The 17,330-nt window shown below is 57.3% G+C and carries 16 protein-coding genes; 6 read left to right on the top strand and 10 right to left on the bottom strand.

Going from position 1 to position 17,330, the window contains the following annotated elements; all coding sequences use genetic code 11:
* The first annotated feature begins 5 nt into the window (after positions 1-5).
* The 4 genes from ACIP66_RS24090 to ACIP66_RS24075 all read left to right on the top strand — a co-directional run bounded on the left by ACIP66_RS24090 (position 6) and on the right by ACIP66_RS24075 (position 3,380).
* Positions 6-842, top strand: a complete 837-nt coding sequence (locus ACIP66_RS24090) for an ABC transporter permease subunit (RefSeq protein WP_178124209.1) — start codon at positions 6-8, stop codon at positions 840-842.
* Positions 829-1,629 (top strand): ABC transporter permease, encoded by an 801-nt coding sequence (locus ACIP66_RS24085; RefSeq protein WP_400651430.1) that lies wholly within the window; start codon positions 829-831, stop codon positions 1,627-1,629. The genes ACIP66_RS24090 and ACIP66_RS24085 overlap by 14 nt, the downstream gene beginning before the upstream one ends.
* The gene (locus tag ACIP66_RS24080; protein WP_159814905.1) at positions 1,626-2,615 is read left to right on the top strand and encodes an ABC transporter ATP-binding protein; all 990 of its coding nucleotides are present in this window, start codon (positions 1,626-1,628) and stop codon (positions 2,613-2,615) included. Before ACIP66_RS24085 ends, ACIP66_RS24080 begins: the two co-directional genes overlap by 4 nt.
* Positions 2,616-2,726: 111 nt before the next feature.
* Entirely contained in the window at positions 2,727-3,380 is a 654-nt protein-coding gene (locus ACIP66_RS24075; RefSeq protein ID WP_053118621.1) for an HAD family phosphatase, read from the top strand.
* Positions 3,381-3,477: 97 nt separating this feature from the next.
* Here ACIP66_RS24075 and ACIP66_RS24070 read toward each other — a convergent pair whose 3' ends face one another.
* A complete protein-coding gene (locus ACIP66_RS24070) occupies positions 3,478-4,440 on the bottom strand; it encodes a zinc-binding dehydrogenase (RefSeq protein ID WP_400651427.1) in 963 nt (320 codons plus the stop codon).
* 138 nt (positions 4,441-4,578) lie between these two features.
* On the opposite strand from ACIP66_RS24070, the gene ACIP66_RS24065 reads away from it, so the two are divergent.
* Both ACIP66_RS24065 and ACIP66_RS24060 read left to right on the top strand, forming a co-directional pair.
* Positions 4,579-6,663, top strand: a complete 2,085-nt coding sequence (locus ACIP66_RS24065) for a carboxy terminal-processing peptidase (protein ID WP_212544292.1) — start codon at positions 4,579-4,581, stop codon at positions 6,661-6,663.
* 131 nt (positions 6,664-6,794) lie between these two features.
* Positions 6,795-8,585, top strand: coding sequence for a bifunctional diguanylate cyclase/phosphodiesterase (locus ACIP66_RS24060; RefSeq protein WP_400651425.1), 1,791 nt, complete (start codon positions 6,795-6,797; stop codon positions 8,583-8,585).
* An 88-nt stretch (positions 8,586-8,673) separates the two neighbouring features.
* On the opposite strand, the gene ACIP66_RS24055 is transcribed toward ACIP66_RS24060, so the two are convergent.
* The 9 genes from ACIP66_RS24055 to ACIP66_RS24015 all read right to left on the bottom strand — a co-directional run.
* Positions 8,674-9,090: a hypothetical protein gene (locus tag ACIP66_RS24055; protein ID WP_400651422.1), complete on the bottom strand. Its 417-nt coding sequence runs from the start codon at positions 9,088-9,090 to the stop codon at positions 8,674-8,676.
* Complete coding sequence (locus ACIP66_RS24050) at positions 9,090-9,578, bottom strand: hypothetical protein (protein ID WP_400651419.1); 489 nt, start codon at positions 9,576-9,578, stop codon at positions 9,090-9,092. The genes ACIP66_RS24055 and ACIP66_RS24050 overlap by 1 nt, the downstream gene beginning before the upstream one ends.
* Positions 9,579-9,613: 35 nt before the next feature.
* Entirely contained in the window at positions 9,614-9,928 is a 315-nt protein-coding gene (locus tag ACIP66_RS24045; protein ID WP_400651417.1) for a contact-dependent growth inhibition system immunity protein, read from the bottom strand.
* On the bottom strand, positions 9,918-14,576 hold the full coding sequence (locus tag ACIP66_RS24040) for an RHS repeat-associated core domain-containing protein (RefSeq protein WP_400651415.1): 4,659 nt from the start codon (positions 14,574-14,576) through the stop codon (positions 9,918-9,920). Before ACIP66_RS24040 ends, ACIP66_RS24045 begins: the two co-directional genes overlap by 11 nt.
* 233 nt (positions 14,577-14,809) lie before the next feature.
* The gene (locus tag ACIP66_RS24035) at positions 14,810-15,217 is read right to left on the bottom strand and encodes a tetratricopeptide repeat protein (RefSeq protein ID WP_053118607.1); all 408 of its coding nucleotides are present in this window, start codon (positions 15,215-15,217) and stop codon (positions 14,810-14,812) included.
* Complete coding sequence (locus ACIP66_RS24030; RefSeq protein WP_003223109.1) at positions 15,218-15,589, bottom strand: hypothetical protein; 372 nt, start codon at positions 15,587-15,589, stop codon at positions 15,218-15,220. It abuts the gene before it with no gap.
* Positions 15,586-15,927, bottom strand: coding sequence for a helix-turn-helix transcriptional regulator (locus ACIP66_RS24025; RefSeq protein ID WP_053118605.1), 342 nt, complete (start codon positions 15,925-15,927; stop codon positions 15,586-15,588). The genes ACIP66_RS24030 and ACIP66_RS24025 overlap by 4 nt, the downstream gene beginning before the upstream one ends.
* Positions 15,928-16,039: 112 nt before the next feature.
* On the bottom strand, positions 16,040-16,495 hold the full coding sequence (locus ACIP66_RS24020) for a YkvA family protein (protein WP_053118602.1): 456 nt from the start codon (positions 16,493-16,495) through the stop codon (positions 16,040-16,042).
* Between the two features lie 293 nt (positions 16,496-16,788).
* The coding region (locus ACIP66_RS24015; RefSeq protein WP_400651412.1) for an FKBP-type peptidyl-prolyl cis-trans isomerase at positions 16,789-17,330 on the bottom strand (542 nt) is incomplete at its 5' end.

Raw genomic sequence — 17,330 nt, 5'->3', positions numbered from 1 at the left:
ATGCCATGACTCGCGGCAAATGGCTGGCGGCGTTGTGCTTGGTGCCCTTCGCGCTGTTCTTTATCGTCTTCGAAATCGCCCCGCTGGTCTGGGTAATGATCAACAGCCTGCAATCGGAAGAGTTCGGTTGGGGCATCGAAAACTTCACCAAGATCTTCAGTTCGAAGTTCTACTTGCAGGCGATCCAGTACAGCCTGGAAATCAGTTTCTGGTCGAGCGTATTCGGCATCATCATTGCCGTGCTCGGGGCGTATTCCCTGCGCCGCGTTGATTCAAAACTGCGCAACTTCGTGAATGCCTTCGCCAACATGACCAGCAACTTTGCCGGCGTGCCGTTGGCGTTCGCCTTCATCATCCTGCTCGGTTTCAACGGCAGCATCACCATCATGCTCAAGCAGGCCGGGATCATTCAGGATTTCAACCTGTACTCGAAAACCGGCTTGATCATCCTCTACACCTATTTCCAGATTCCCCTCGGCGTGCTGCTGCTCTACCCGGCCTTCGACGCTTTGCGTGAAGACTGGCGCGAGTCCGCAGCATTGCTCGGGGCCAACGGTTGGCAGTTCTGGCGGCATATTGGTTTACCAGTGCTGACACCCGCGTTGCTCGGTACGTTTGTGATCCTGCTGGCCAACGCCCTCGGCGCCTACGCCACTGTGTATGCACTGACGACGGGCAACTTCAACGTCCTGCCGATCCGGATTGCAGCGATGGTCTCCGGCGACATTTCCCTCGACCCGAATCTGGCCAGCGCTCTGGCCGTGGTGCTGGTGGCGCTGATGACCATCGTCACCGTCGTGCATCAACTGCTGTTGAAGAGGAGCTACCATGTCTCGCGCTGAATCCGGCCCGGCCGGCCTCTACCACCGCGTCGTGGTTTACCTGCTGTTTGCGATCCTCTTGCTGCCACTGGCGGGCACGCTGGTCTACTCGATCGCCAGCAGTTGGTCGGCGACCATTTTGCCCAGCGGTTTCACCTTCAAGTGGTACATCCAGTTGTGGAGCGATCCACGGTTCCTCCACGCCTTCGGCCAGTCATTGCTGGTGTGTGTCGGCGCGCTGGTACTGTCGGTGGTGCTGATTCTGCCGCTGCTGTTCGTCGTGCATTACCACTTTCCGAAACTCGATGCGCTGATGAACATCCTCATCCTGCTGCCCTTCGCGGTGCCGCCGGTGGTGTCGTCGGTGGGTCTGTTGCAACTCTACGGTTCCGGGCCGATGGCGATGGTCGGCACGCCGTGGATTTTGATCGGCTGCTACTTCACCGTGGCGCTGCCGTTCATGTACCGGGCGATTACCAACAACCTGCAAGCGATCAACCTGCGCGACCTGATGGACGCCGCGCAACTGCTCGGCGCCAGCACCTTTCAGGCAGCGATTCTGGTGGTGCTGCCCAACCTGCGCAAAGGCCTGATGGTCGCGTTGCTGCTGTCGTTCTCGTTCCTGTTCGGTGAGTTCGTTTTCGCCAACATCCTCGTCGGCACGCGTTACGAAACCCTGCAGGTTTATCTGAACAACATGCGCAACAGCAGCGGTCACTTCACCAGTGCGCTGGTCATCTCGTATTTCTTTTTCGTGCTGATCCTGACGTGGATCGCCAACATCTTGAACAAGGACAAAAGCGAATGAGCTATGTCAGCGTCCAACACCTGCAGAAAAACTACGCGGGCACCCCGGTGTTCAGCGACATCAACTGCGAAATCAACAAAGGCGAATTCGTCACCCTGCTCGGCCCGTCCGGTTGCGGCAAATCTACCCTGCTGCGCTGCATCGCCGGCCTGACGCCGGTCGATGGCGGCCAGATCCTGCTCGATGGCGTCGACATTGTGCCGCTGACACCGCAAAAACGCGGGATCGGCATGGTGTTCCAGAGCTACGCGTTGTTTCCCAACATGACCGTCGAGCAGAACGTCGCATTCGGTTTGCGCATGCAAAAGGTCAACGCCGACGACAGCCATAAACGCGTGTCGGAAGTTTTGAAACTGGTTGAACTCAACGACTTCGCCAGCCGCTACCCGCATCAACTCTCCGGTGGTCAATGCCAGCGTGTCGCCCTCGCCCGTTCGCTGGTCACGCGCCCACGTTTGTTGCTATTGGATGAACCGCTGTCGGCCCTCGATGCACGAATTCGTAAACACCTGCGCGAACAGATCCGTCAGATCCAGCGCGAACTCGGCCTGACCACGATCTTCGTCACACACGATCAGGAAGAAGCGCTGACCATGTCTGATCGCATTTTCCTGATGAATCAGGGAAAAATCGTACAGAGCGGCGACGCCGAAACCTTGTACACCGCGCCAGTCGACGTGTTCGCCGCAGGCTTTATCGGCAACTACAACCTGCTCGACGCCGAAGCCGCCTCAAAGCTGTTGCAGCGCCCGATCAACCATCGCATCGCCATTCGCCCGGAAGCCATCGAACTGAGCCTCAACGGCGAACTCGACGCGCAGATCCGCAGCCACAGCCTGCTCGGCAATGTCATTCGCTATCGCATCGAAGCGCGCGGCGTGGAATTGGTGGTGGATGTGCTCAATCGTTCGGCGGCTGATCTGCATCCCGATGGTCAGCGTCTGGCGCTTTCCATCGATCCGACGGCCCTGTGTGAAGTCGCTTAAAAGCAGCTGCACGCTTCGAGCTACAAGCTTCAAGTTGTAGACTGCGGCGCAGCTGATTCCAATTCTTGCAGCTCGACGCTTGTAGCTCGCAGCTGTTCTCGGAGAGAACTGATGGCCCTGGCAATTTTTGATCTGGACGAAACGTTGATCCACGGCGATTGCGCCACCCTCTGGAGCGAGCAGATGGGGCGCCTGGGCTGGGTCGATCCCGAGTCGTTCATGCGCAAGAACAACGAACTGATGGACGCCTACAGCCATGGCAAATTACGCATGGAAGAGTACATGGCGTTCAGCCTCGAACCGCTGATCGGCCGTACGCCAGAAGAAGTCGAGCACCTGGTCGGGCCGTGGGTTGAAGACTTTATCGAACCGATCATCTTCAGCGACGCGACCAAAACCATCGCTGCGCACCGCAAGGCCGGCGACCGGATTCTGGTGATCTCGGCGTCGGGCACGCACCTGGTCAGACCGATTGCCGATCGACTCGGCATCGACGAGATTCTGGGGATTGAACTGGAAGTCGCACACGGCGTTTACAGCGGCCAGACCGTGGGCACGTTGACCTACCGTGAAGGCAAGATCACTCGCTTGCTGGAGTGGCTGGATGCTGAAGAAGAGAACCTCGAAGGCGCAAGTTTCTATTCCGACTCACGCAATGACCTGCCATTGCTGCTGAAAGTGGATTTCCCGCACGTGGTCAACCCGGATCCGGTGCTGCTCGAGCACGCCGAAAAAGCCGGATGGCCAATCCATCTCTGGAAATAAAAGCAAAAGATCGCAGCCTTCGGCAGCTCCTACATTTGGAATGCAATCCCCCTGTAGGAGCTGCCGAAGGCTGCGATCTTTTGACCTTGCTCTGATCTCAGCTCAAGCTTTCGTCAATCACCAACACCAGTTTCCCAGCCACCGTATTACTCGCCAGCTCGGCAAACGCCGCCTCGGCATCCTTCACCGCAAACGCCTTGGCCAACTGCGGACTCAAGCGCCCTTCCGCAAACAATGGCCACACCTGCTGGCCCAGATCGCTCAACAGATCCGCCTTGAACTGATCATCACGGCTGCGCAACGTCGAGCCCAGCAACTGCACGCGCTTACCCAACACTTGCGCCAGATCCAGTTTCGCTTCGCGGCCACCCATCAAACCGATCAGCACCCAACGCCCGTCCAGCGCCATCAGCTTCAGATTCAGCGCCGAATAATTGCCGCCCACCGGATCAAGAATCACATCGAACGGCCCGAAGTCGCGCAGGCTCTCCAGATCGTCAGTGCGCAGCACCCCGCCCTGAGCCCCCAGCGCCTCGCAATAAGCCAAACGCTCGGCTGAACCGACGCTGACCCAGCACGGATTGCCAAACGCCTTGCACAGCTGAATGGCGGCTGAACCGATTCCACTTGCCCCGGCGTGCAAGAGAACTTTCTCACCCGGTTTGAGCGCCGCAAGTTGAAACACATTCAGCCAGACTGTTGCGTAAACCTCGGGCAATGCCGCCGCTTCAACCAACGAAACGCCTTCGGGAATTGGCAGCACGTGCCGCCCGTCAACCACCACCTCTTCGGCCATGCCGCCCCCGGCCAGCAAGGCGCAGACCCGATCGCCGACCTGCCACGAACTGCCCGCGCCGACCTCGCTGATGACCCCGGAACACTCCAGACCGAGCACGTCGCTTGCGCCCGGCGGTGGCGGATAGAGACCGGCTTTCTGTAATAAATCGGCGCGATTGAGGCCGGCTGCCGCCACTCGAATGCGAACTTGTCCTACATCACATGTAGGACTCGGGGTCTCAACCCACGCCACTTGACCTTCCACGCCTTGCAATGCCTTCACAGTGCCTCCATAGTGAGTCTGGACTGAGCCCGAAGCTGTAGCGCCGGGCTTTTTGCATTATGCGACCGGCTCTCGTAGAACCGGCGACTTCAAAGACGGCCTAATATGCGTTATCAATTGTCCCCGCGTCGAATCAGCATGAAGCATCTGCTCCCAAGCACCGCCCTCGCTCTATTCATCGGTATCGGTATTTTGCCGATGTCGGGCAATACCTTCGCTGCCAACAGCTGGGACAAATTGCAGCCTGATCGCGATGAAGTCATCGCCAGTCTGAACGTCGTCGAGTTGCTCAAGCGTCACCACTACAGCAAGCCGCCGCTCGACGATGCGCGCTCGGTGATCATCTACGACAGCTACATCAAGCTGCTGGATCCGTCGCGCAGCTATTTCATGGCCAGCGACATCGCCGAATTCGACAAGTGGAAGACGCAGTTCGACGACTTCCTCAAAAGCGGCGACCTCAACGCCGGCTTCACCATCTACAAGCGTTATCTGGATCGCGTCAAATCGCGTCTGGACTTCGCCATCGCCGAGCTGAACAAAGGCGTCGACAAGATGGACTTCAATACCAAGGAAACCTTGCTGATCGATCGCAAGGACGCCCCTTGGCTGAAATCCACTGCAGAACTTGATGACCTGTGGCGCAAACGCGTCAAGGACGAAGTCCTGCGCCAGAAGATCGCCGGCAAAGATCCGAAGCAGATTCAGGAAACCCTGACCAAGCGCTACAAGAACCAATTGGCGCGCCTGGATCAGACCCGTCCGGAAGACATCTTCCAGGCGTACATCAACACCTTCGCCATGTCGTACGACCCGCACACCAACTATCTGTCGCCGGATAACGCGGAAAACTTCGACATCAACATGAGCCTGTCCCTCGAGGGCATCGGTGCTGTGTTGCAGAGCGACAACGACCAAGTGAAAGTCGTGCGTCTGGTGCCGGCAGGCCCGGCCGACAAGACCAAACAGGTCGCCCCGGCGGACAAGATCATCGGCGTTGCCCAAGGCAACAAAGAGATGGTCGACGTGGTCGGCTGGCGTCTCGACGAAGTGGTCAAACTGATTCGCGGCCCGAAAGGCACCGTGGTGCGTCTGGAAGTGATTCCGGCGAGCAATGCGCCGAACGACCAGACCACCAAGATCGTGCCGATCACCCGTGAAGCGGTGAAGCTCGAAGACCAGGCGGTGAAGAAGTCCATCCTCAACCTGAAACAGGACGGTAAGGACTACAAGCTCGGCGTCATCGAGATTCCGGCCTTCTACCTCGACTTCAAAGCGTTCCGTGCCGGTGATCCGGACTACAAGAGCACCACCCGCGACGTTAAAAAACTGCTGACTGAACTGCAGAAAGAAAAAGTCGACGGTGTGGTTATCGACCTGCGCAACAACGGCGGCGGCTCCCTGCAGGAAGCCACCGAGCTGACCAGTCTGTTCATCGACAAAGGCCCGACCGTACTGGTGCGTAATGCCGATGGCCGTGTCGACGTGCTCGAAGATGAAAACCCGGGCGCGTTCTACAAAGGCCCGATGGCGCTGCTGGTCAACCGCTTGTCCGCCTCGGCTTCGGAGATTTTCGCCGGCGCCATGCAGGACTACCATCGCGCGCTGATCATCGGTGGCCAGACCTTCGGTAAAGGCACCGTGCAGACCATTCAGCCGCTGAACCATGGCGAGCTGAAACTGACCTTGGCCAAGTTCTACCGGGTCTCCGGTCAGAGCACCCAGCATCAGGGCGTGCTGCCGGACATCGACTACCCGTCGCTGATCGACACCAAGGAAATTGGCGAAAGCGCTCTGCCGGAAGCCATGCCGTGGGACACCATCCGCGCGGCCATCAAACCGGCGGCCGATCCGTTCAAACCGTATCTGGCTCAGCTCAAATCCGAGCATGACGCCCGCACGGCAAAAGACGCGGAGTTCGTGTTCATCCGTGACAAGCTGGCACTCGCGCAGAAACTGATGGAAGAAAAAACCGTCAGCCTCAATGAAGCCGAGCGTCGCGCGCAACACACCGACATCGACGCCAAGCAACTGGCGATGGAAAACATCCGTCGCAAAGCCAAAGGCGAAGAGCCGCTCAAAGAGCTGAAGAAAGAAGACGACGACGCCCTCACGGCCGCCGAGCCGGACAAGGTCAAACCAGAAGACGATGCCTACCTGAGCGAAACCGGGCGCGTGCTGCTGGATTACCTGAAGCTGAGCAATCAGGTGGCGAAGAAGTAAGTGATGGCAATTTAATGCTGACGATCCCCGGATCGTCATCAAACAGTCATCATTCTGTCGTGCAATAAAGGACTGGGAGCCACTCTCCAACGAGAGCGCTCCCAGTCCTTTTTTTATCGCCAGAGATTGCCATGACCACGACCGAACAGCTGAGTGCCTTGAGCTCGATCCTGACTCAAAGCGGATTGCACAGCCTGTTCCAGCCGATCATCTGCATCTCCGAGCGCCGCATTCTCGGCTACGAAGCGCTGACACGCGGCCCGTCCAACAGCCCTCTTCACTCGCCGATTGCCTTGTTCGCCGTGGCGCGACAGGCGGGGCGTTTGAGTGAGCTGGAAATCGCCTGCCGACAAAGCGCCTGCCGTCGTTTCAATGAACAGCAACTGCCGGGCAAACTGTTTCTCAACGTCTCGCCCGAGTCATTACTCGAAGCCGCACACCAGCCAGGACGCACGCTGCAACTACTGCAGGACTTCGGCATTCCACCCAGCCAGGTCGTCATTGAACTGACCGAACAAACACCCATCGACGACTTCCAGCTGCTGCAAACCGCACTGCATCACTACCGCGCGATGGGCTTCTCCATCGCGCTGGATGATCTTGGCGCCGGTTATTCGAGCCTGCGCCTGTGGTCGGAGCTGCGCCCGGATTACGTGAAGATCGATCGGCACTTCATCGACGGCATCCACCAGGATGCGCTGAAACGCGAATTCGTCGGCTCGATCCTGCAAATCGCCAAAGCCTCCCGCGCGCAAGTCATCGCCGAAGGCATCGAACTGCCGGAAGAACTCGCGGTGCTCACCGAAATGGGCGTCGACCTGGTGCAAGGCTATTTGCTCGGCCGCCCACAAGAACACCCACCGCGCGACGCCCGCACGTTGATGCCCAAACACGACAGCAGCAGCGTTGCGCTGAATGACGAAGGCAGCGACCTCAGCGCCCTGCTCAACGACCAACCCGCCGTAGCGCGCGACACACCGACCGCGACCGTACTGGAAGCCTTCCGCCGCCAAGCCAACCTCAACTCACTGGCCGTACTCGACGAACAGGGTCAGCCGTGTGGCATCGTACATCGCCATTCCTTGTCGGATGCGCTGCTCAAACCGTTTGCCACTGACTTGTTTGCGCGTAAACCGATTAGCCGATTGATGAATGACGACTTTCTCGCGGTGGAAATGAGTCAGTCGTTGCAGCAAGTGAGCCGCCTCATCACCAGCCGCGCCCGTCAGCGGATCGAAGAAGATTTCATCATCACCCTCAACGGCAGCTACCTCGGTCTCGGCCGGGTGATCGACGTGCTCAAACTCATCACCGAACTGAAAATCCAACAGGCACGCTACGCCAACCCGCTGACCTTACTGCCTGGCAATGTGCCAATTCAGCAGTGCCTCACTCGCCTGCTGCAACAGGGTCGAGAATCAGTCATCTGCTACGTCGACATCGACAGCTTCAAACCCTTCAACGATATCTACGGGTACGGACGCGGGGACGAAGTGTTGTTGTGTTTGGCTCAATGCCTGAATGAACGCGTCGACCCCACCCGAGATTTCGTTGGCCACATTGGTGGCGACGACTTCCTATTAGTCCTCGGACCTGAAGACTGGCGCAAGCGACTCAATCAACTGCTCGACGACTTCCAAAGCCAATGCCGCCGCTTCTATCGCCCCGAACACCTTGAAGCAGGCTGCTTCATCGCGCCGAACCGCCAAGGCGTGCGGCAAGAGTTTCCGTTGTTGTCGCTATCCATTGGCGTCGTGCATCTGCATCCCGAAGCCTGCGCACAGCTTGATGCCAGTCAGCTTGCGGAAATGGCATCGCAGGCGAAGCATCATGCGAAGAATGTTCCGGGGTATAGCGTGCATGTGATTGATAGCCTGTTCGCACAGCCACCTGCAGAAGCACTTACACTCGGACATCGGTGATTCGACATAACCGAATTCGTGCAACCAGCATCTTCACCCTATGAATGCCCCCAAAACTTACAAAATAGCAGCGAGCACCAAGTCGCGGTTACCAAGTTGATGAGTCTTCTTGGCTGGCTTTGGAAAGCTCGTCAATCCATGCTTCGGACAACTGAAAGTACATGCTTTCGAAAAATGCCCTTGGATCACTCATCTCATCCCAGCCGTCTGGTAGCAAGGAGTGAGAGTATGGATCATGCTCCAGCACCTCTTGAAAGACATCACCGCTTTCTTCAAGCGCCTCTCCCAGTACAGCAAACAAAACGAACTTATGCCGATGGCTCAGTTTCGAAAACCGCTTGATTACGTACCTGGATATTAAAATACTCCTGTCTGATGGATCCTCAGGATCGTACGCAGACAGCGTCTCACCCAAGCTTTCTTCGCGATCATACGTATCAAACCCACCGAGAAAGTGAGACAACCTTGGACGATAAGGAATATCAAGATAAGGATGCATCAACATTATGCTTTCTCTATCGGATAAAGAGCCCAAGGCTCCTGCGTCTCGAAATCAAATCTCATTTCAAAACCATACATTTCAGAGATGTAGCGTGGATCAGATGGATTTGCGGGATTTGGCTCATATCCTTCACCAATATTTTCAGTCTCCATTCGCACTACCAGATTTCCCATACTATCCTCTCCCGTGAAGCAAGGCATTTTTCTGGACTCTCTCGTCATCGCCTCGTTATATGCATTCATTTGTGCTCTGTGACTCAAAAAGCGAGAACTATGAACTCCTCGGAATTTTTTAAATTTAGCAACAGCCCCCTCATTTAATGCTCGCTCATGGCTAGCCGATTCTTCAACTTCCTGAAACTGAAGCTTCGACCTTTGCATCACAAACAAGCCTATAACTTTACAACAAAACAAAATCCTTGATAACAAACCAACTTTACGACTCTGCTCAACCACAATACCCACACCTCTTAGAGCCACTTTCTTATTCAACGAATAACAAATAACACTAACAATCCTAGAAACACTTAAATATCATTATGCGAAGCCTCACTAAACAGTACAGAAATGTGCTTCAACCACGAATTTCCGTCTTGCCACTCATTCCAATAGCAATAGCAACAACCATTTTTTTTCAGCAAAAAATCTCGAGTTTCATTTTCTGAAATTTTCATCGCCAAAAGAGAGTCGATTTCCTTTACCACCTTCTCAAGTACGCGAGATTCCGAGTCCGCTATGAAAGATTTAACAACATCATCTGCTGAGTCAAACTCACACATCCAGTCCTCATGAAAATAGGCCCCGAAAAACTGAAACAGGCTAGGAAAATCTTCAATTGTCATTTACAAATCCCGTCAAAATAAAGTATCCAAGCGGTGAAGTTGCATCTCGCCGCAACACCAATCTAATGCTAGACAAAGGCTCCAACCTTCCGCTCTGCCTCACTACACCCACCCCTGCAGGAGCTGACACCTGTTCATTAATTACAAGTTTTATTGCATTACCCTGCACAAAATTATCAATTGTCACCTTATTGTTTCTAATAACATTCGAGAGTGCAGCTTCAGCTTCTGACCTATTTAGAAATGTTGACGCAATAGGTATGTTCGGCTCGGCCGCTAGCCTAGCTCTGAGTTGAGCCTCCGATCTATCTACATGTCTCGCAATAGCATGTCCACCGCGAGTCTCATGGGCTTCTAATCCTCCACCTGGAACAATTTCGCTATAAGGTCCATCAGCAGGAATGCCTCCGGGGCAGTTACAGCTCAACCCCAACGGATCCACCCACCCAATCGGATTCGGCGTGTACTGGTACTGGTTCAACCCACCCGCCAGCTTCACCGGATCCGGCGTCAGATATCTCCCCAACCGCGGGTCGTAATACCGATGCCGGTTGTAATGCAGCCCACTTTCCGCATCGAAATACTGCCCCTGAAATCGCAGTGGCTGATCCAGGTATTCCTCAGCCGCCAACGTCACCGCCGCGACTTTTCCATAGGCGTCGTACTGCGCTGACCAAACGATTTCCCCGCTGTAATCGGTCAGCTCCAGTGGCGTGCCAAGGTGGTCGTTCTGGTAATAAAACGGGCAGGCTTTTTTCGGGCCTTTGCCGTCGAGCAGCGCTAGCGGGCGGAAGGTGCCGGGTTCGTAGACGTAGCTGCGGTATTCGCTCTGGCTGCTTTCGGCGACGAGGTTGTCGCCTTGCCAGAAGAATTCAGTGGTGGCGCCGTCGACGGTTTTGCTGATGCGTCTGCCGAAAGCGTCGTAACGGTAAGACGCGGTTTTCCCGTCAGGACGGGTCAGGCCAATCAGTCGGTGTTGGCAGTCGTAACGGTATTCGGTGACAAGTTTGTGCGCGGTGCCGCGACGTTCGCGGATCAGGTTGCCGAAGGCGTCGTAGTCGTAATGGCGGTCGCCTTGCATCAACAGGCGGTTGCCTTTGATCTGGCTCGGGCCGGGGCGATCCTGCATGAGCAGGTTGCCGGCCGGGTCGTGGGCGTAGGTTTCCGGGAGTTCGTCGCGGGAGTGGCGGACGCGGGTCAGTCGGTCGAGGGCGTCGTAGTAATAGCTGCGCTGACCGTGGCGGCTATCGGCGATGCTCGCCAGGTTGCCGTTGACCGCGTAGCTGTAGTGGCGCAGGTACAGTGGGCTGGATTGTTGATTGACGGCGTGGGCCTGAAGACGACCCTGTTCGTCGTAGTGATAGTGGCTGTGCAGCAAACCTTGCTGACGGGTTTGCTCGCGACCAAATTCAAACTGATGCGTGGTCAGGCGTGCGCCGTTGAGGTCGATCGCGGTCAGCGCGCCGCCCTTGGCATGGTGGTAATCGAGTTTGCTGTTGTCCGGCAAACGCATGCGTTTGAGCTGGCCGCAAGCGTCGTAGGCATAGCGCAGAGTGCCCCAGCCCTGGTGCTCGGTGATCAGCCGATCCTGGCGGTCGTATTCGAAGGCCAGCGGATGGTTCTGACCGTCATCGACGCCGGTCAGGCGACCGAGTGGGTCGTACTGGTAACTGACCTTCACTCCGTCCGGCAGGGTTTTAACCAGCAGACGCCCGGCGCCATCGCGTTCGTATCCGGTGACTAAACGTGAGTCGTCATCGCCAAACTCGGTCTTTTCCAGCAGGTGACCGTTGAGGTCATACACGTAAGCGGTACGGCGCCCATCGAAACCGGTTTCCTGTCGGATTAATCCGGTCGGCGTGTAGTCCAGCCGATATTTCTCACCCGACTCGTTCTCGATCTCGGTAAGCAATAACTGCGCATGGTCGTAGCGGTACTGCACCCGCGTGTCGTCGGCATTGATGCGGCGGGAGACGAGATGCAGGTCATCATCGTATTCATACCGGGTGACGTGCCCCAGCTCATCACGCTCGGCGGTGACTTGCCCGTAAGCGCCGTAGCTATAAGCACGCGTGGCACCCGTAGGAAAAGTCGTCTGAACCAGTCGGCCAACGGCGTCCCACTGCTGTCGGGTAACGGCGCCATGTTGATCAACCGTAGTCGTCCGCCGTCCCAAAGCATCGTAGGAAAAACGCCGTACACCACCCTCAGGCAACGTCTCTTCAACCAGTTGGCCGAGGTCATTCCAGGCCAGCAGATGACGGCTGGTGTCCGGATACCGGATCGACACCAGTTGCCCACGCACGCTGTAGTAGTAATGGGTTACCTGTCCGTCAGGATCGACAGCCTCGGTGATGTCGCCCTCGGCATTGCGCCGATAAATCCACACCGCATCGCCACGCGAACGCCGATGCAGGAAACCGTTGCGATACTCGTAGGACGTTGGCGCATCCGCTGCCGGAATCAGCGCGATCAGTCGTCCGACATCGTCATAGCGGTACTCGGTGATAGAACCCAGCGCATCCTGCTCAGCGACCAACCGTCCCTGATCGTCGTAGGCCTTAAGTTGCTCGCCACCGTCGGCCTCAACCTTGCGCACCAGTCGCGCACGGTCGTCATGGACATAAACCTCTTCAGTGCCATCGACGTACTGCACCGCGACACTGCCGTCGTCATCCCAGACATAACGCGTGTCCATCTGCGAAAACGATGCCCAGTGCCGCACGCAACGCGCAGCCTTGCCGGCCCGCTCCCATTCCCAGAAAAAACTCGCACCACCGGTCAGCTGTCGCTGCAGGATGACGTGCGCATCGTCGTAGTCGTAACGCTCGCTTTCACCTGCGGCATTAGTCGCCGCGAGCAAACGCTGACGCGCGTCATAGCAATAACTGACGATGGTTTGCTCGGTACGCCACGCCTCTTCAAGGCGCTCGGCTGGATGAAAACTCTGATAGTCGATCGCGATCAGTTGCGCACGGTCGTAGCGCAAATGCAGCGCCCGCCCCGCGCCATTGTCGAGAAGTCTGATGCGATCCTGACGATCGCGGCTGATGCGTAAACGATTGTCGTACGCATCGCTAAGCGCCGTCAGACGCCCCGCACGAAAGTGATAAAACCGCGCCGTTTCCCCGGCCAGCGCAACAATCAGCTCCTCCGGCTCATCCCCAAGAAAAATCGCCGCCCGCGACAGGCTGTTGTGAATCGCCGGCCGCTCAACACTCGGCAGCGGAAACGTCGTGCGCCTATTCTCGTGATCGACCCAAACAACCGAGTCGCCATCAAATTCCAATCGATGCGCCAGCGAATGGCTCCAGCCAAACCCCAGGCCGACATCGATTTCCACCGCACTGGTGCGATACAACCGAGTGAATTCAAACGGCAACACGCCGTCGAGCACAGCATCCGTCAGCGTCAGCAGTTCCTCACCGGTGACCATCGACACCGGACAACCGTTGGTGCACGTAGCTGAAGCGCAATCAGCGCTGTCCCCGTTGGGATTTTTCGCCTGATCCGGAGCGTCATCGTGGTGCTCGTCTTTCTTCAGCAAGGCGTTGCGCGTGACATCCCAACGCAACTGCATCCGGCCTTTTTTCACCCCGGCGGCAATCCCGCGTGCAGCGACTTTTTTGTATTTGTCGACGTACTTGATGAAGCCTTCGACGATGGCAAACATCGCCTTCAGCAACCGCGTCAACGCTGACAACAACTGCGCGGCGCGGTCAGCCAGACGCAGCGTCAGATAAGCGATGCCGGCACCCGCACCGACAAAGGTCAGCACGACGCCGATCAGCACATCGATCAGCACCTGCACGATCATCATTGACGCGGCTTCGGCGGTTTTGCCGGCGATCTCGCTGGGCGGCAGCATCTCCAGCCAAAGGCTGGCGGTACGCAGCAGCAAACACAGCGCAGCTTCGTCGCTCATCAGCAACTGCAGCTTTTCCATGACATCGGGAGCCGTCTCCGCCAGCTCCTTCAGCTGCGTGGCCCCAGCCCCCAACCGCTCGGCAAAAGCCCCAGGATCCTTGAGAATGTCCGAGAGCAAACCGATGCTGTCCCACACTCCCTCGATCGCAGCCCAACTTCCGGCCAGCATGCCGTTGCTTGCCGATGTCGCCACCGACTGCGACCACTGCGGTTTAAAACCCTGCCACTCACCGCGCAGCCAGCCGTCGAGTTCACGGGTCAGGCCGTCGTAGGCTTTAAACAGGTCATCAACCTGGTCCGTGGTGACCTCGCTGTGCACCAGCACCCGATAGAACTTGCCCGCTGTGCCCTTGAACAAGCCTTTGCCTTGCGCATCAAGGGTTACAGGGGTGATTTCGCCACTGTCCATGGCGATCACATCGACGGTGATGTTGCCGAGCGCAATGTCGTACACCGACTCGAACTTGCTCTCGATCAACATCGGCCCGTCCTTCGGGCACTGGACGACGCCGGAGAAAAACTCGTTATCGGTGCTGCTGACAACGGTGCTGTTTTCGCCGAAGCGGATGATCCGCTCCATGCCCATCAGCGACGGCAAATCCGCCGCGTGGCTGACGTTGTCCGCAGCACGGCTGGCCCAGTGCTTGAGCTGTTCGCGGTAGAGACTGAGGCTGGCGGGAAAGCTGTCGAGTTCTTGCTCGATGCGAGCGATGGCGTCCATCAGCGCACGTCAAAGCGCGAATTGGACGGGTTAATCGGGTCGAACATGAGCGTTCCCTCGCGCAAAAAAATAGGCGCGGGAACTGTGCGGGGGATCAAGCAGGAAAGAAGTCGGCCAAGTAGGCGATGGTTGTAGGACTAATCTGTAAACGCTTACCCACAGCTAAACAAAAGAAGCCAAAACGCAAACAGGGCGTGAGGTTTCCCTCATGCCCTGTTTATTAATGACGAGATTTACTGGCTGGAATCGCGCGAACTCAATTCTTGCAGTTTGTGCTCGGCCAATGGGTGCCCAGCCTTGGCGGCCATGCTCCACCAGCGCGCAGCCTCCTCTGGATCCGGCGCCTTGCTCGGCGTACCGGCAAGGCTGATCACGCCGACCTGATAGGCCGCTTTGCCATCGCCGGCCAGTGCCGCCAGACGCAGCAGTCGCACGCCCTCTTCACGCGCGCCCAGACCCACACCGCGAAAGGTCAGAATGTGCCCGTAAAAGCTTTGCGCGCCGACATCGCCGAGGTTGGCCATGCGCGCAAATTGCCCTTCCATCCAGCGCCAGATGCGCGGCTGGCGAACACACCACGACCAATGAAACAGCCTACGGGCCAGCCAGTAACTGGCCCGCGCCTTGAGGCGTAAAAACACTCAGGCCTCCGCCGATTCCGGGTACTCGTATTCGAACACTCTGACCACTTCGGAAGCGTGCCACGACGCGGCGGCAACTCCGTCGGACGGTCCAGAAAAACGCCCCAGACGTTCAACACATTCAAAAAAACCGGTGCGCGGTAAACGGCTTGCGCCTTGGCTGATCACCAGTGAACTGCGCAGCGGTTGCTCGGCCTTGGCATCCAGCGCGGCGAGATGTTCAAGTGCAGCGGTCAGGGTTTGCATGGCCGGTGTCGGCAGTTGCAGACGCTCCAGCAAGGCTCGGTACGTCAGCAGATGACGCTGTCGGCGCGCCTGATCCAGCTCCCCCAGCAACCCGTCCCAATGTTGTCGACTGATGCGTACGCTCACGATTCATCCCTCCAACCTGGCACCGTCAATTCCCAGGCCAGGCTGCGGCGAATCGCGGCGTCGGGCGCACGCTCACCACTTTCGATCATGGCCAGATAAGACGGGCTGATGCCTACCGTGCGGGCCAGCGCCTCGATGGCGATGCCCTTCCCTTCGCGCAAACTGCGGAGTTGATCCAGACCTGGAAGAATCGGGTCTGAAGTGGCCGCGACAGGCGCTGGGGCCGGACGCGACGGTGTTTCGTTGAGACCTGCTGCTTTGAGTAACGCCTGATATTGAGCCCATGGCAAAACCGCGTATTCGGGTTCGCCATCGCGTGCAATTATCTGAATATCCATGACTACCCCGTAGGACAACAACACTTAGCGAGTCGGCACTTTTCCCTAGAAGTGTAATCCTAACAGCGGCTAAGGTCGCGGGGGCGATCTATCTATCGCAGGTCTTGGTTATTCAGGGCTTTTTCGGGCCTTCCAGTTGCAGTTGTTCGGGGGTATCGGGCAGGCGTTCGGCCACGGCGAGTTTTTCCGGCCGCTGACGACTGCGCCACAGGCGGAACGCGTTGAGTTCTTCGTCGAGGGTTTTCATCAGCCAGGCGAGCACGGCGATGTCGTCGAGCATGCCGAAGACCGGGATGAAATCCGGAATGGCATCGACCGGACTGAGGAAGTACATCAACCCCGCCACCACCGAGACCAACGCCTTGCCACTGATTGCGCGGTACTCGCCACGCCAGTAAGCCAGACACAGCGCCTGCAGCAAACGCAGGTCATCTTTGAGCTTGCCGAGGCGATTGCCTTGCGCGGCGCCTTTGCTGGCCACGGCGAACAATAAAGTCGGCAGGCGACCACGGGCCAGCAAACGGCCAGCCAGGGGCAGGAATCGAGCGAAATTCCACGGAGCTTTCATCTATTCCTCCCGTTGAAATGTTATCCACACAAATTGTGGATAACCTTGTGAACAGAGCTGCATTTCGGCGCTGAGAGCCCCGGTTTATAAGGCCCGCGCTCAGATCGGGCGTTTTTTACTCACATAAAAAACCCCAATATTTCATTGACTTGGCGGCTCAGGGCGTCTGGCGCGGGCAGCCTCAAAGCTATGACTCCCCTGACCGGCATCGGTTCGCTCTGTTTACGCTCGCCAACCTGCAGATGCAACAACGCCCCGCTTAAGCGAGGCGTTGTTGTTGAAGCCGAAGCTGCTTACTTGGCAGCAGCAGCGTCTTCTTTGGCTGGATCCTTGATGGCCAGCAGTTCCAGGTCGAAAACCAGAACCGAGTTGGCCGGGATTGCCGGGCTTGGCGATTGCGCGCCGTAAGCCAGATCGCTAGGGATGTACAGTTTGTACTTCTCGCCAACGTGCATCAGTTGCAGACCTTCAACCCAACCCGGGATCACGCCGCTTACTGGCAGATCGATCGGGCTGCCGCGCTCGACGGAGCTGTCGAATACGGTGCCGTTGGTCAGCTTGCCTGTGTAGTGAACGGTCACTACGTCGGTCGGCTTAGGCTGTGGGCCGTCGGCCTTTTTGATGACTTCGTATTGCAGGCCGGAAGCAGTAGTCGTTACGCCTGCTTTCTTGCCGTTTTCTTCGAGGAATTTCTTGCCAGCGGTTGCCGACTCTTCGCTCATCTTGGCCATACGCTCTTCGGCACGCTTTTGCAGCGCGGCGAAAGCTTCAACCAGTTCTTCGTCTTTCAGCTTCTGTTCTTTCTTGCCGACGGCAGCTTCGATGCCCGGGGCTG

The organism is Pseudomonas sp. NPDC088429, from assembly GCF_044753305.1.
GTDB classification, from domain to species: Bacteria; Pseudomonadota; Gammaproteobacteria; order Pseudomonadales; family Pseudomonadaceae; genus Aquipseudomonas; species Aquipseudomonas rustica.
Note: the sequence above shows the minus strand (reverse complement) of the source record. Positions and strands in the feature narration are given on the sequence as shown.